This is a genomic window from Herbaspirillum sp. alder98 (genome assembly GCF_020179755.1).
GTDB lineage: Bacteria > Pseudomonadota > Gammaproteobacteria > Burkholderiales > Burkholderiaceae_D > Herbaspirillum.
Genome location: NZ_JAIUCY010000004.1, coordinates 263400 through 278281, shown reverse-complemented (window position 1 = coordinate 278281; position 14882 = coordinate 263400). Strand labels below are relative to the sequence as shown.

The following is a 14882-nucleotide window of genomic DNA, read 5'->3' as shown; positions in this document are numbered from 1 at the left end:
CCTTACTTGGCCGGGGTGGCGGTGGCGTAGCCGCCATCCTTGTCGATCTTGATCGAGATATGCCGCGTCACCCCGCTGGGACCGGGAAAATCCTGGAATGCAGCGCGCACCATATACGGCATGGCGGCGGCCAGGCCGGCCTGGCGACCGTCGCTGTCGACCACCACATCATAGAGTTGCTTGCCGTCGGCGGCATTGGCGATGCCGATCTGCAGGCGTCGCAGGAACACCGGGTAGCTGGTGCTTTGCAGCGGGCCGCCATACCAGAACGGGTCGTAGGCAGGCCCGAACGGGCCATAGAAACCATATGGACCGAAACGACCCCAGCCGGGTGCCGGGCCATAGAAGAACGGATCATAGGCGGGGCGGGTCTCGACCACCTGTTCGGTATTCATGCCGTAGCGAAAGCTGACGGTCAGTTGCGCCGCCTGGCGCTCGGGCGCCTCTGTCAAGCCAACCCCCAGCAACTGGCGCCTGATCAACTGGGCATAGGCGCCGTACTCCAGACTGCCTTCCTGCTCCTTGGCCGGGACGAAGGCGAACGATTTGCCCGCGGTATCGGCTGGCCAAGCATGGAAGGCCGTCACATTGCTTTGCATGACCGACGCGCAGCCTGACAGCAGCAGGCTGCCAGCCGCGATCAATGAGGTAAGCCAGCGTTTCATGATTTCTCCAGTCAGGGGTGGGCCGGGCGTGGGGCTAGGCTGGTTGCAATAAGATAGATGGGCCGTGCCGCAGTGTCCTGGACCCCGTTGGGGTCACTATTTTAGTGCGTTTGGGCAGGCCCGGCGAACGTTCGACAGGGTTCTCTGTCATTAGTGCGGCAGCCTGTGGCCGCACAGCCCCGACGATTGGTAAAATCAGGTTTTCGCCCGGCAGTTTGGTTTTTAAAGCGAAATTCCGGGTTTGCCTTTGCATTTTTTCTTCACATCATCTTTTCCACAGGCATCCATGCGCACCGATACGCCCCAGACGATCTACCGTAAAGATTACGCCGCTCCCAATTACCTGGTCGACACCGTCGACATGGGCTTCGACCTCGATCCGGCCCTGACCCGTGTGGCTACCCGCATCGTCATGCGCCGCAATCCGGCCGCGGCCGGTCGCGATATCGTGCTGTACGGCGAAGAACTCGAACTGGTGGCCCTGCGCCTGAACGGCAAGACCCTCAAGAAGGGCGATTATCGCCTGGTCGGCGGCGTGCTCACCATCGCCGGCGCGCCGGCCAAGGTCGAACTGCAGATCGAGACCGTCACCCAGCCCGACCGCAATACCTCGCTGATGGGCCTGTATGTGTCGAACGGCAATTTTTTCACGCAGTGCGAGGCAGAGGGCTTTCGCAAGATCACCTTCTTCCCCGACCGTCCTGACGTGATGGCCCGCTACACCGTGATGCTGCGCGCCGACCGCGACCGCTATCCGGTGCTGCTGTCCAACGGCAACCTGATCGAACAGGGCGACCTACCCGATGGCCGTCACTACGCCAAGTGGGAAGACCCGTTCAAGAAGCCGTCCTACCTGTTTGCGCTGGTGGCCGGCGACCTGGTCTGCCAGGAAGAAAAATACACGCTGCGGTCCGGTCGCGAGGTGCTTCTGCAGGTGTGGGTCGAAGACGGCAACCTGGACAAGACCCAGCACGCCATGGATTCGCTCAAGAACAGCATCGCCTGGGACGTCGACCGTTTCGGCCTCGAACTCGATCTGGACCGTTTCATGATCGTCGCGGTGGGCGACTTCAACATGGGGGCCATGGAAAACAAGGGCCTCAACATCTTCAACACCAAGTATGTGCTGGCCAACCCGCGCATCGCCACCGACACCGACTTCGCCAATATCGAGGCAGTGGTCGGCCACGAATACTTCCACAACTGGACCGGCAACCGCGTGACCTGCCGCGACTGGTTCCAGTTGTCGCTCAAGGAAGGCCTGACCGTCTTCCGCGACCAGGAATTCTCGGCCGACATGATCGGCACCGACAGCGGTCGCGCCGTCAAGCGCATCGACGACGTGCGGGTGCTGCGCCAGGCGCAGTTCCCTGAAGACGCGGGGCCGATGGCGCACCCGGTGCGTCCCGACTCGTTTGTCGAGATCAACAACTTCTATACCGTCACGATCTACGAAAAGGGTGCCGAGGTGGTGCGCATGTACCAGACCTTGCTGGGGCGCGATGGCTTTCGCAAGGGCATGGACCTGTACTTCGAGCGGCATGACGGCCAGGCCGTCACCTGCGACGATTTTCGTGCCGCCATGGCCGACTCCAGTGGTCGCGACCTGGGCCAGTTCGAACGCTGGTACAGCCAGTCCGGCACGCCCGAGGTCGATGTCAGCGTGCAGTACGATGCCGCCGCCAGGACGCTTGAGCTGACGCTGGAGCAGAGCTGCCCGTCGACTCCCGGCCAGCGCAAGAAGCAGCCGTTTCACATTCCGGTCGCCATCGGCCTGCTCGACGCCAGCGGGCGCGACATGCCGTTGCGTCTCAAGGGCGAGAAGAAGGCCGGCGCCACCACCCGCGTGCTGGAGTTGACGGCCGCCCGCCAGACCTTCCGCTTCGTCGATGTCGCCGAAAAGCCGGTGCCTTCGCTGTTGCGCGGGTTCTCGGCGCCGGTGGTGCTGAAATACGACTACAGCGATGCCGAGCTGGCCTTCCTGATGGCCAACGACAGTGACGCCTTCAACCGCTGGGAAGCCGGACAACGGCTGGCCACCCGGCGCCTGCTCACCCTCACGGTGGCAGTGCAGGCGGCGCGCCAGTCGGGTCATGTGGTGTCGGTCGATACCGTGCTGGGCAATCTGGAACACGATGGCGCGCTGGCTGCAGCGCTGCGCGCAACCCTGGCCGACGATTCGCTCGACCCGGCGTTTCGCGAGCTGGTCCTGAGCCTGCCTTCGGAGACCATGATCGCCGAGCAGATGGAAGTGATCGATCCGCACGCTATCCACGTGGCGCGCCAGTTCCTGCGGCGCTCGCTGGCGGCTGAACTGCGCGACGAATTGCTGGCGGCCTATCGCGCCAATCACCATGAAGGCGCCTACAGCCCCGACGCCGCAGCTGCCGGCCGCCGCGGCCTCAAGAATGTGGCCCTGTCGTACCTAGTCGAGCTGGACGATCCCGAAGTGCTGGCGCTGGCCGAGCAACAGGACCTCAGTGCCAACAACATGACCGATCGCCTGGCCGCCCTGGCCGCATTGACCAATAGCGCGGCCACGGGCAAGAGCGATGCCTTGCAGCGTTTCTATGCCGAATTCGAAGACGAGGCATTGGTCATCGACAAATGGTTCACGCTGCAGGCCACGGCACGCCACGCCGACGTCAATACCGTGCGCACGCTGGTCGAGCATCCGGCATTCTCGTTGAAGAATCCCAATCGGGCGCGCAGCCTGATCTTCAGTTTCTGCAACGGCAATCCATCGGCGTTCCACGCCGGCGACGGCAACGGCTACGCGTTCTGGGCCGAGCAGGTGATCGCCCTCAACGGTACCAACGCCCAGGTCGCCGCGCGCCTGGCGCGCAGCCTCGATCGCTGGCGCAAGTACACGCCGGCGCTGCAGGAAAAGATGCGCCTGGCGCTGCAACAGGTGGCTGACTCGCCGAAGCTCTCGCGCGATGTGGCCGAAGTCATCACCAAGGCGCTGGCCGCCGATTGATACACCGCTGCGCCGCCGATAGCCGATAACGGCGGCGCACTGCGACCACCCGAATTCATTTTTAAACAGGGAAGACCACACCATGAAACGCATCAGCCTCACACAACACCTGATCGAGCAACAGCGCCTGCACAACAAGATTCCGTCCGAGCTGCGCCTGCTGATCGAAGTCGTCGGTCGCGCCTGCAAGAGCATTTCCCACGCCGTCGGCAAGGGCGCCCTGGGCGAGGTGCTGGGCACTGCCGGCAGTGAGAACGTGCAGGGCGAAGTCCAGAAGAAGCTGGACGTGATCTCCAACGAAATCCTGCTCGAAGCCAATGAGTGGGGCGGCCACCTGGCGGCCATGGCGTCGGAAGAAATGGAAACCATCCATCGCATTCCCAACCGCTACCCGCTGGGCGAGTACCTGTTGATGTTCGATCCGCTGGATGGCTCGTCGAACATCGACGTCAACGTCTCGATCGGCACCATCTTTTCGGTACTGAAGGCGCCCGAGGGCATGAGCGAACCCAGCGAGAAGGACTTCATGCAGCCAGGCACCCAGCAGGTCGCTGCCGGTTACGCCGTCTATGGCCCGCAAACCGTGCTGGTGCTGACGACCGGCGACGGCGTGCACTGCTTCACGCTGGACCGCGAGATGGGCGCCTGGGTGCTCACCCAGAAAGATATCCAGATTCCGGCCGATACCAAGGAGTTCGCCATCAATGCGTCCAACCAGCGCCACTGGTTCCCGCCCGTGAAGCGCTATGTGGATGAAATGCTGGCCGGCGCCACAGGGCCGCTGGGCAAGGATTTCAACATGCGCTGGATCGCCTCGATGGTGGCCGACGTGCATCGCATCCTCAATCGCGGCGGCATCTTCATGTATCCGGCCGACGCGCGCGAGCCGGGCAAGCCGGGCAAGCTGCGCCTGATGTACGAAGCCAACCCGATGGCCTTCATCGTCGAGCAGGCTGGTGGCGCCGCCACCGATGGCCAGCAACGCATCCTCGACATCCAACCTGAAAAACTGCACCAGCGGGTGGCGGTGTTCCTGGGCTCGAAGAATGAAGTCGAGCGCGTGACCTCGTATCACAAAGAGTAAAAACACGCCGGCAACAAGCCAGGCGCTGCGTCATGCCGCGCCTGGTCGGATTCGCAAGAAAGGCGCTACGGCGCCTTTTTTTCGTCAGTCCGGGCTATCCGGCGCTACACGTACCTGGTTGCGCCCGCCATGCTTGGCTTCGTACAGCGCCGCATCGGCACGGCCGACCAGGTCGCTCATCGGCGGACGATCCTGCAGGTTCGGGCGGATACTGTTGACGCCGGCGCTGACGGTCACCACGCCGGCCGGATTGCCGCTGTGCGGCAGCGCCAGCGCCTCGATGCCGGCGCGGATCTTTTCTGCCACCAGCGCAGCACCCTGCAGGTCCGTCTCGGGGAGCAGGACCAGCATCTCTTCACCACCGTAGCGCACTGCCAGGTCGGCGGGGCGCCGCTGCATCTGCCTGAGCACCCGTCCGATGCAGCGCAGGCATTCGTCGCCTGCCTGGTGACCATAGGTATCGTTGTACAGCTTGAAGAAATCGACATCGATCAGCACCAGCGACAACGCGCCATCGCTGCGCGCGGCACGCCGGTATTCCTTGTCCAGCGTTTCATCGAAGTGGCGGCGATTGGCTAGTCCGGTCAAGCCGTCCTGGTGAGCCAGCAGTTCCAGGCGGGCGTTGAGTTCGCGCAGTTCGTTCATGGCGTGCACCGCCTTGTGTTCGGCCACGACGCGCAGTTCGATCTGGCGCACCAGGCGCCAGCCGAAGCTGGCGATCATCATCAGCAGCAGCAACACGCCCGCCGTATAGACCAGGGTTTCCTGCCGCCAGTCGGCCAGTGCATCTTCGCTCGCCAATGCCACCACGGCCAGCAGCGGGTACTTGTCGACAGCCTGGTAGCTGACATACCGATGTACGCCGTCGAGCGGCGACCTGAGCTCGAAGGCGCCGCTCTGGCTGTTAGGCAGCAAATCGGTAAAGATCACGCCATCGGCAAGATTGCGGTTGATGAAGCGCTGTTCGAAAGGGTAGCGTGTCAGTAGCGTACCGTCACGCAGCAGCAAGGCGATCGAGCCGTTGTGCCCGATGTCGAAGGTGCGATACAGGTCGATGAAATAGTTGATATCGATGGTCGCCAGCGCCACACCGGCAAAGCTGCCGTCGCGGTGGTTGATGCGGCGCGATACCGGGATGACCCATTGATCGGTGGTGCGGCTGCGCAGCACTGCACCGACCAGTGGCTTTTGATCATCGTGATCGCGATGATGAATGAAGTAGGGGCGGTCGACATTGTTGGCATGCTCCGGATTCTTGCCGGCTGAATTGACCACCCAGTTGCCCAGCTCGTCGTAGATGAACAGGCCGTCCAGTTGTGGTATCTCTTTGGTAAGGCGCCGCAGCACCGGCCCCATCTCGCTCACCAGCGGGCTGCCCATGCCGAGCATGGCGATGCGATCGGTGACGTCCAGCAAGATGCCGTCGGAGGCCTGCACTGCGTCATTGGCGTGCTGCGCCAGTGCTCGCGCCATGTTGCCGGCATAGGTCTGGGCATTTTTTACGTCGCTCAGGCGCGCGCTCCAGCTCTGCCAGATATGGGTCCCGCCAATGGCCAGGCACACCAGAACGACGAACAGGCGAGCGCGTTGCGAGATGGCGTGATGCTTGCGGTCCGAGTCGGACCGTCCTGCTGAATCCATGCGCTTCACCTTTCCCCCCGAAATGGTAAGCAGCCGCCAGCCTTGCTGGCAGCGATCGTGCGACTCAGTATAGACAGGCCGACAATGTTGCAACGACTGAACTAAGGGTCAAAAGCACTGCAATTCGGTTTCACCCGGCTGCGCGACGCATCAGCCTTCTGCTATGCAACATGGTCAGGCCCACTGCCACCCAGATCGGCACATAGGTCCCCAGCTGTCCCGGCGAAAGCGTTTCGCCCAGCACCGCCATGGCCACCAGCACCAGCAGCACCGGTTCGACATAGCCGAGGATGCCGAACAAGCCCATCGGCAACAGTTGCCCGGCTGCCAGGAAGGAGGCCAGCGCGACCATGCTGGCCAGGCCCAGCAGCGGCAGCAGCACGGTGGCCAGCATTGGCTGGCTGGCCGCTTGCGCAAAGGCGTCTGCCTGCCAGAGCATGAGCAGCGCCACCGGCGACAGCAACAGCAACTCGACCGCAAACAGCATCAGCGAATCGATGCGAATGCGGCGGCGCAGGATGAAATACGGTGGATAGCCCAGCGCCACCACCAGGGTGGTCCACGAAAATGCGCGCGTCATCCACAGCTCGTGCGCCACGCCCAGCAGGGCGCAGGTCACCGCCAGCTTCTCCAGCGGCGCCAGGCGCTCGTGATAATAGAAGCGCCCCACCAGCACCATCGACAGCGGCAGCAGGAAGTAGCCGAGCGATACCTCCAGTGCCCGGGCATTGACCGAGGCCCACAGGAAAAGCCATTGCTGCAATCCCAGCAGCACTGCCATCACCAGCAGGCACAACAGCTTTTGCGGGGTGTCCAGCATGGTGATAAAGGCAGACGGCAGCTCGCGGGCGCGACCGCGCCACATCAGCAGCAGCAACACTGCGACCAGGGTCCACAGGATGCGCCAGGCGAAGATGGTGGTGCCGTCCAGCGGCGCCAGCAAACGGGTATAGCCTGACAGGAAGGCGAACAGGGCCGAGGCCAGCACCGATAGGCCGATGCCACGTGCGATGTCTGGATGATTCATCGAAGGCGAAGTGAAGAAGCGCGGCTGCCGCATCGTGCGGCATGGCGAAAGTCGGCGATTGTACGCCACAGTCGCCACACGCTGCACTTTGCTTCAGGAACCCTGGCCGCTGCGCGAAGAGTGGGGACGCTTCAGTTCGTCGCGTGCAATCACTTTCAGGCTCTGGGGCGAAGTGACGATACGGTCGCGCCCGCCTTCCTTGGCCTGGTACAACGCCTGGTCAGCGCTTTCGATCAGCGCCAGCGGGCTGTCCTGGGCCTGCACCGGGTCGAGTGCGGCCACGCCAATGCTCACGCTCACATGGCCGCGTCGTCCGCCCGAATGCGGCAGGCGCAGGTCGGCAATGCTCTGGCGCAGGGTGTGGGCCATGGTGGTGGCACCCCGCACGTCGCAGTCCGGCAGCACGATCGCGAATTCCTCGCCGCCGTAGCGCGCCGCCAGGTCACGTCCGCGCCGTTTGCTGCGGCCGATGACGGCGGCGATCTGCTTGAGGCAATCGTCGCCCTTGGTATGGCCATAGACATCGTTGTACAACTTGAAGTAATCGACATCGATCAGAATCAGCGCCAGCGGCCCCCCTTCATTGGCCAGACGCGTCAATTCGGTACTGAGGGTGCGGTCGAAGTGGCGCCGATTGGCCAGTCCCGTGAGGCCATCGTGCATGGCCAGCTGCACCAGGGTCGCATTGAGCTGATCGGTTCTGGCGCGGGCTTTCACGGCCTCCACCTCGGAACGCGCCTGATGCTTGATCTGTCGCACCAGCCTTCGCCCCATGGTGGCCAGAACACCCACCAGGAACAGTATCCCGATGGTGCGCACATAGGCATCGTGGCGCCAGCTGGTCAGTAATTCATCGCTCGAGACGGCAACCGTCATGAACATCGGGTAACGGGGCAGGCGCACGAAGCTGTTGATGCGCAGCTCGCCATCCGTACGCGCGGTCAGTTCGGCGCTGCCACGGTCCCGCTTGGCGGCATGGTCGCGGAAGATCGGCGTATTGCGCATGTCCTGGCCGGTGGTGACTTCGTCGCGGGTACTGCGAATGAGCAGCATCCCGGTGTCGAGCATGAACATGATCACACCACGACGGCCAACATCGAAGTTCTCGTAATACTTCTTGAAGTAATCGAATGAGATGGTCGCCAGCACCACGCCGCCAAACGAACCATCGGCGCGCGTGATGCGGCGGCTGACGGTGAATATCCACAGGCCGGTCGATTTACTTTGTACCGGCGGCCCGAGATAGGGCAGGTCGTCGGCGTGATCGCGATGATGGATGAAATAACTGCGATCGGCATTGTTGTGCGTCGTCTCCAGCGTCTGCTGTGAATTGACGATCCAGCGACCATATTGGTCGTACACGAAGATGCCATTGAGCTGCGGCAGTTCGTTGACCTGTTTCACCAGCTGGCGGTGAATGCGCTGCAGCGATTTTGGGTCCAGCCCATCTTCTGCAATGTGTTCCTGCAACACCTGCAGCACCAGATCGGCTTCCTTGTAGACATCATCGGCATGGCGGGCCAGCGCCTGCGCCATGTTGCCGGTGTCCACCGCGGCCTGGGATAACAATCGCTCGCGCGCCTGCCAGGTGCGCCAGCCGTCGACGCCGATCAGGGCGGCACAGGCCAGTACCACGAACAAGGTCGCCAGGCAGACCGATGAATGCCGTCGATTCAAGGCCACAGCCGGCTCCATCGCTTAGTGTTGTTCATGCGGCCCCCATGCCCGTATATAGATTCTGCGAACAAGGGTAGAGGAGCGGGGCATATTTTCACATCAGGCAATGCCTTAGCCGCAGTGCCGGGCGGCAAGTATGCGGCGGGTCAGGTAATTCCTGATGCGCAGCAGCAGGCCTTACCGACTAAGCTAGGCGACGGAAAACGATATTGCAAAGGAATCAAATGGGACATGCCGATGGCCATCACGGCAAACGTGCATTGAAGGAGGTGACGGTGCAGCAACTGGAGACGGCGATTGCCGCCGCCTTGTACAAGATCACTGCACACAAATATCACGTCGATATCAAGCGCTTCGACCTGGATCTCGACCACGACAGTTCGCTGCGCGATGGCGCCGTGATCGAGATGCGGGTGGTCGATTCGGGCATGGCGATGGTGCCGTCACCCAACCGCTTCTGCATTGACGTGCAGCAGGCGGCCTGCCTGCAGACAACAAAAGAGCCCGGTCTTGCGGACCAGGCTCCCGGATTGATGCAGGTTGACGCGAAGAGTTAATTTTCGCCCTGATGCTCTTATGCGCCAGGGGAAGTACCCATCGGGCCGTCCTTCATCTCACGGGCATACGGATTGGCCTTGTTAGAACCGGTGTCGCGGCCGGTATGGTCGATATATTGACCGTTCTGTTCCTGGTAGTTCGAAGGCGAACTCGACTGGTTGCCCTGATAATCGTAGTACTGCGCGGTCGACGACGAATCCTGGTATTGCTGGGGAGAAGACGAATCATTGCCACCCTGATAGGACTGGGCATAAGCACCGGTGCTGAATGCGGCGGCGGCCAACAAAGCTACGCTGATGATTTTCTTGGACATGGCAGTTCTCCTTGGTTGGTCGTTCCGCTGATGTGCGGAAACGTGGAGTCATCATAAGAAATTCAGCGCGGCGCAACAGTCGGAGAGGCTGGCGACTTCGTGTCGGACGATTCGCGCGGGTCTGACAGCTTCAGTGCCGACGCCACGCCATGTTCGCCTGGGCGAGTCGATATTCGCGCCCGCACCGGGGCCTGCCTATGGACTAACTCATCGGCAGCGAAGCCACGCCAGTCAAGGCGTCGTCGCCGAAGCTATCCCGCTGATCAGAATGGCCGCTTGGCCTACGCAGAGCAATCGCGTCATTCCTGACGAAATCCGTCAATCCGTTACAAGATATTACGGTGCGATAAAAACACCGTTGGGCATCAATCGTCTTTAGGCGTCAATCCGTGTTCTCGCATGGCTGCCTTGGCCTGTTCGGCCGAAAACATCGTCATGAAAGCGCGCGCCGCTGTGGTCGAGTTCGATTGCGACGAGATGGCTGCGGCGTAGACGGTATAACTCTGGATTGTTGCCGGCAGCGGTCCCACCAGCTGCGCGCCCTTGACCGCCAGAATTTCACTTTGCTGGTGCAGGGCCAGAGCGGCGCTGCCGTCGAGCAGCTTTTCGGCGACCAGGCCACCTGGAACCAATACTTCCTTCGCGTGCATTTGTGCGGCGATGCCCAGCTTCTCGAACAGTTTTTCAAGGTAGATGCCGCTGGAGCCGCCTGCCTTTGGATCAATGACTGCCACCGAAGGCGCGGCCAGCAGCGCGGCCTTGAACTGCGCAACGGTGGCGATGGCCGGATGCGGTGTGCCAGCCTTGACCGCCACGCCGATACCGACCTGCGCCAGTTCACGCGCGCTACGGGCATCGATGTAGCGATCTGCTGCCAGGGTGTGAAGCAGGTTGGTCGGCACCACCGTCAGGTCGAACCGCTCGCCGCTGCGGATGCGTCGTTCGGTCACGCCGCCGGTGGCATTCTGGACATCGACATGGATGCCGCTGCGCCGTTCGAAGTCAGCCGCGACCGTGCGCACGACCGGCGCGATGGCGCCAGCGGCCAGCACTTTCAGCTCATCTGCCAAGGCAGCCAGCGGCAGCGTCGTCATGACCACGATAGGGAAAGCGGACAGCAATGCACGCACGCGCATGAGGACTCCGGATATCGGCAAGGTGGATGAACGAGAGGGGGGATGCGAGCGAGATTCTACGACATGCCGGCGCGCCCGTCATGGGCATGCATGCTGGCACGCGCCCGGGGGGCGAATGCAAGTCGCGACAAGTCGCGATTCTTTAGATTGCGGGTGTCAGCAGACGACCTCGAAGTCTCGTCCTTCCATCAGATAGCTGACATACGCCATCTTCAGATATTTCATTCCACCCATGGTGCGCGCCAGGCGAACCGCGCGCTCTGCCAGATCGGCATCAATGCCCATCGGTTCAGAGGCGACGACGAACGGCCAGGGCTGCTGCGGATCGATATGCCGGCTCAGGGAGCTCAGGACGATATCGCAGTGAACCTTTCCCTGCTCGGCATCGAATTCGATTTGCTGGGGGGCCGCTTGCCCCTCGACCTGATAGGTCACGCGAAATTTAGGCATGATGTTTCTGTCCGGAATGGATCGGGAGATTTTCTTGACCTCATTCTATAAATAAAGTTGTCATTTAGATATCGGGAAATTCCTGAGAGTCCGGCGCCGGTCGGGGTATTGGCAGGCGCTAAAAAAAATAAATGAAATCGCTGCATCCAATCTGCCTCCTGGTGGGTAGTACCTGTATCAGCGCAGATCGCTGATACCCACAACACTTATCAAGGAGCCAACATGAACCATTCCGTCGCGTCGCGCCCAGAACGTAGCATTTCCCTGGCCACCGTCATTTCTTCGGTGCTGGCCGTGGCCGCATTATCGGCTTGCGGATCCATGGAGCGGATGTATTCGCAGGACAGCCTGCCCGATAGCGTGAAAGTCCCGAGCGGCAACCGGGTTGCCTGGCAGACCGTTGGCGTGGGTGAAATCCTCTATGAATGCCGCGCCAAGAAAGACGCGGCAGGTCAGTTCGAATGGACCTTCGTCGGTCCGGATGCCGCCCTCAATGACCGCAGCGGCAAGAAGGTGGGCAAGTACTACGGTCCACCGGCCACCTGGGAAAGCCTGGATGGCTCCAAGCTGACCGCGACGCAGGTGGCGGTAGCCCCGGCCGGCGCCGGTAATATTCCTTATCAACTGGTGAAGGCCAATCCCGCCAGCGGCAGCGGCGCGCTGACCGGCACCACCTATATCCAGCGCGTGGCCACGGCAGGTGGCGTCGCTCCCTCGGCTGCGTGCGATGCCGGCAAGCTGGGCGCCAAGCAGACCGTGCGTTATCAAGCCGATTATATTTTCTGGAAAGCTTCCTGAGACTGACAGCGCCGTTCGCCCGCACCAATCTGCACCCGCGGGCGAGCGGCGTTGCGCAATAGCAGAATGGACGCGTGACTTGGATATAATCGGGACGGTTTTTCAGATTTCCCCTTGATCGATGCACACGTCACTCAACTTCCAACAGCGTGCCTGACGACACTCCACCTTTCGATTACGAAGCAGCGCTCTACGCATGTGCCGGCGGCGACCGGCAAGCACTGCGACGCCTGTACCAGAACGACGGTCGCTATCTGCTGGGTGTTGCGCTGCGTATCGTGCGACACCGGGCGCAGGCCGAAGACGTGCTGCATGACGCATTCGTCAGCATCTGGACCCGTGCTGCCAGTTTCGATCCGCAGCGGGGTGCGGCCAAGGGCTGGATCTATTCGGTGGTCAGGCATTGCGCACTCAACAACGTGCGCGCGTCGCAGCACGAGAGCGCAGTGGGCGACCAGCTGGACGACATCGCCGACGAGCAGGGGGGCGACGAGCACGCCGGCAGCCATGCCATGGAGTTGAATGCATCGCTGGGCAAGCTCGATGACTGCCTGGCGCATCTCAGCGACGTCAAGCGCGCAAGCATTGTCTACGCTTATGTCGACGGCTGTACGCATAGTGAAATTGCAGCACGGTTGCAGGCGCCGCTGGGGTCCGTCAAGGCATGGATCAAGCGCGGCCTGGCGGCCTTGCGGGAGTGCATGACATGAACGAGTCGCAAGCCGAACTGCAATCCCTGGCCGGCGAATATGTGCTGGGCACGCTCAGCCAGCAGCGCCGCCGGGAAGTCGAACAGCGCATGCTGGTCGAGCCGGATCTGCGCGCCCAGGTCGACGCCTGGGAGCAACGCCTGCATCCATTGACCAGGCTGGCCGAGCCGCAAGAGGTTCCAGCGGGATTGTGGCCGCGGATCGAACGCAGCCTGCCGATGCCGCCACCGGTGAAGCGGGCAGGGGGCTGGCAATCATGGTGGAACAACCTGAATTTCTGGCGCTGGACATCCGCCGGCGGCCTGGTCTGTTCGGCGTTGCTGGTCGCCGTGATGCTGCAAGGCGGCCAGGCCCGTCGCAGCGCTAACTTCATGGTGGTGCTGGTGGCGCCGCAGGATACGGTGCCGGCCTGGGTCGTCCAGGCCAGCAATCGCGGTCAACTGAGCCTGATACCGCTGACATCGGCCAGCGTGCCCGAGCAGAAGGCGTTGCAGTTCTGGACCAAGGGACAGGACTGGAACGGTCCGGTATCGCTGGGCATCGTCAAGCCGGGCCGCACCCAGAGCATCGGCCTCGACAAACTGCCGCCGCTGCAGCCCAACCAGCTTTTCGAGATTACGCTCGAGCCCAGCACCGGGTCGCTGACCGGCAAACCGAGCGGCCCGATCCTGTACATCGGACGTGCGGTGAAGGTGACCTCCTGACGGCTGTGTGATTCAGGCAGGCACCTTTTCTTCGTGTCGCAGCGTCAGCACCTGGGCGCCGTTGCTGGTGACGGCGATGGTGTGCTCGAATTGTGCCGACAGTTTTCCATCGCAGGTGACCACCGTCCAGCCATCGTCCTCGGTCTCGACATCGTGCTTGCCCTGGTTGATCATCGGCTCGATGGTAAATACCATGCCTGGCTTCAGCAGCATGCCGGTTCTTGCCCGGCCCCAATGCAGCACCTCGGGCGGCTCGTGCATTTCACGGCCGATGCCATGGCCGCAATATTCCCTGACCACGCTGTAGCCATTCTTGCGCGCATGCTGTTCGATGGCATAGCCGATATCGCCAAGCCTGGCTCCCGGACGCACCGCCTTGATGCCTTTCCACATCGCTTCGTAAGTCACCTGGACCAGACGCCTGGCCTGTGCCGACACCTCGCCCACCAGATAGGTCTTGCTGGAGTCGGCGATATAGCCGTGCTTTTCCAGCGTGATATCGAAATTGACGATGTCGCCGCTTTGCAATACATCGCCAGTGGCTGGCACACCATGGCAAACCACGTTATTGCGCGACGCATTGAGTGCGTAGGCATAGCCGTACTGGCCTTTGCTGGCCGGACGCGCCTTGAGTTCGTTGACGATGAAACCGTCAACCAGGTCATTGACCTGCATGGTCGACATGCCGATCAGGTTCAATTTGTCGAGGTACGCGAATACGCTGGCCAGCAATTTCCCCGCTTCCGCCATCAGGCTGATTTCTTCCGGTCGCTTGGTCATCTTGAGCCAACCCTGATGGCCGGTGTCACCAACCCTGCGGCGCGCAGTTCTGTGGCCATGATGTCGTTGAAACTCTGTGTCGGATTCATCTCGCTCAGCATCCCGACCTTGATCCAGAAAGCCGCCTGCGCGTTGATTGAGCGGCACGACACGGCGCTGGCCTTGCGCAATTGATCGTGCAGCTCGTCGTCGATGTTGACGATGCCCATGGGTAACTCCATATATGAAACGTATACGAATCATACATTAAAAGTTAGTCGTGTTGCTTTTACACTTTATTACAGCAGCCGCGGCAGGCCATGACGATACTAAGTCGCACCGAATAGCCAATAATCGGAAAACCGCCAACCTGTTATCGC

At 61.7% G+C, this 14882-nt stretch carries 15 protein-coding genes; 6 read left to right on the top strand and 9 right to left on the bottom strand.

All coding sequences use genetic code 11. From position 1 onward, the window contains the following. Positions 1–2 precede the first annotated feature (2 nt). Positions 3–665 (bottom strand): DUF4136 domain-containing protein, encoded by a 663-nt coding sequence (locus LBW87_RS11735; RefSeq protein WP_225201647.1) that lies wholly within the window; start codon positions 663–665, stop codon positions 3–5. 286 nt (positions 666–951) lie between these two features. Here LBW87_RS11735 and pepN point away from each other — a divergent pair, with 286 nt between their 5' ends. Beyond that, on the top strand, positions 952–3645 hold the full coding sequence (gene pepN, locus LBW87_RS11730) for an aminopeptidase N (protein ID WP_225201646.1): 2694 nt from the start codon (positions 952–954) through the stop codon (positions 3643–3645). An 82-nt stretch (positions 3646–3727) separates the two neighbouring features. Further along, positions 3728–4729: a class 1 fructose-bisphosphatase gene (locus LBW87_RS11725; RefSeq protein ID WP_225201645.1), complete on the top strand. Its 1002-nt coding sequence runs from the start codon at positions 3728–3730 to the stop codon at positions 4727–4729. An 84-nt stretch (positions 4730–4813) separates the two neighbouring features. Here LBW87_RS11725 and LBW87_RS11720 read toward each other — a convergent pair whose 3' ends face one another. The 3 genes from LBW87_RS11720 to LBW87_RS11710 all read right to left on the bottom strand — a co-directional run bounded on the left by LBW87_RS11720 (position 4814) and on the right by LBW87_RS11710 (position 9080). Beyond that, complete coding sequence (locus LBW87_RS11720) at positions 4814–6370, bottom strand: GGDEF domain-containing protein (protein ID WP_225201644.1); 1557 nt, start codon at positions 6368–6370, stop codon at positions 4814–4816. A 130-nt stretch (positions 6371–6500) separates the two neighbouring features. Continuing rightward, on the bottom strand, positions 6501–7397 hold the full coding sequence (rarD, locus tag LBW87_RS11715; RefSeq protein WP_225201643.1) for an EamA family transporter RarD: 897 nt from the start codon (positions 7395–7397) through the stop codon (positions 6501–6503). 93 nt (positions 7398–7490) lie between these two features. Continuing rightward, positions 7491–9080 carry a diguanylate cyclase gene (locus tag LBW87_RS11710; protein ID WP_225201642.1) on the bottom strand — a complete coding sequence of 530 codons (1590 nt, stop codon included), beginning with the start codon at positions 9078–9080 and terminating at the stop codon, positions 7491–7493. Between the two features lie 218 nt (positions 9081–9298). Between LBW87_RS11710 and LBW87_RS11705 the strand changes: the two genes are divergently transcribed. Continuing rightward, positions 9299–9631 (top strand): hypothetical protein, encoded by a 333-nt coding sequence (locus LBW87_RS11705; RefSeq protein WP_225201641.1) that lies wholly within the window; start codon positions 9299–9301, stop codon positions 9629–9631. A gap of 17 nt (positions 9632–9648) precedes the next feature. Here LBW87_RS11705 and LBW87_RS11700 read toward each other — a convergent pair whose 3' ends face one another. The 3 genes from LBW87_RS11700 to LBW87_RS11690 all read right to left on the bottom strand — a co-directional run bounded on the left by LBW87_RS11700 (position 9649) and on the right by LBW87_RS11690 (position 11531). Further along, on the bottom strand, positions 9649–9945 hold the full coding sequence (locus LBW87_RS11700; protein WP_225201640.1) for a hypothetical protein: 297 nt from the start codon (positions 9943–9945) through the stop codon (positions 9649–9651). A gap of 365 nt (positions 9946–10310) precedes the next feature. Beyond that, positions 10311–11081, bottom strand: coding sequence for a molybdate ABC transporter substrate-binding protein (locus LBW87_RS11695; protein ID WP_225201639.1), 771 nt, complete (start codon positions 11079–11081; stop codon positions 10311–10313). 156 nt (positions 11082–11237) lie between these two features. Beyond that, on the bottom strand, positions 11238–11531 hold the full coding sequence (locus LBW87_RS11690) for a hypothetical protein (protein ID WP_225201638.1): 294 nt from the start codon (positions 11529–11531) through the stop codon (positions 11238–11240). Between the two features lie 222 nt (positions 11532–11753). Here LBW87_RS11690 and LBW87_RS11685 point away from each other — a divergent pair, with 222 nt between their 5' ends. The 3 genes from LBW87_RS11685 to LBW87_RS11675 all read left to right on the top strand — a co-directional run bounded on the left by LBW87_RS11685 (position 11754) and on the right by LBW87_RS11675 (position 13743). Then, positions 11754–12329 (top strand): DUF3455 domain-containing protein, encoded by a 576-nt coding sequence (locus tag LBW87_RS11685; protein WP_225201637.1) that lies wholly within the window; start codon positions 11754–11756, stop codon positions 12327–12329. Between the two features lie 149 nt (positions 12330–12478). Beyond that, complete coding sequence (locus LBW87_RS11680; RefSeq protein ID WP_225201636.1) at positions 12479–13039, top strand: sigma-70 family RNA polymerase sigma factor; 561 nt, start codon at positions 12479–12481, stop codon at positions 13037–13039. Then, complete coding sequence (locus LBW87_RS11675) at positions 13036–13743, top strand: anti-sigma factor domain-containing protein (protein ID WP_225201635.1); 708 nt, start codon at positions 13036–13038, stop codon at positions 13741–13743. The genes LBW87_RS11680 and LBW87_RS11675 overlap by 4 nt, the downstream gene beginning before the upstream one ends. Positions 13744–13755: 12 nt before the next feature. Here LBW87_RS11675 and map read toward each other — a convergent pair whose 3' ends face one another. Further along, positions 13756–14523, bottom strand: a complete 768-nt coding sequence (map, locus tag LBW87_RS11670; RefSeq protein ID WP_225201634.1) for a type I methionyl aminopeptidase — start codon at positions 14521–14523, stop codon at positions 13756–13758. Continuing rightward, positions 14520–14732 (bottom strand): ParD-like family protein, encoded by a 213-nt coding sequence (locus LBW87_RS11665; protein ID WP_225201633.1) that lies wholly within the window; start codon positions 14730–14732, stop codon positions 14520–14522. The genes map and LBW87_RS11665 overlap by 4 nt, the downstream gene beginning before the upstream one ends. Positions 14733–14882 lie beyond the last annotated feature (150 nt).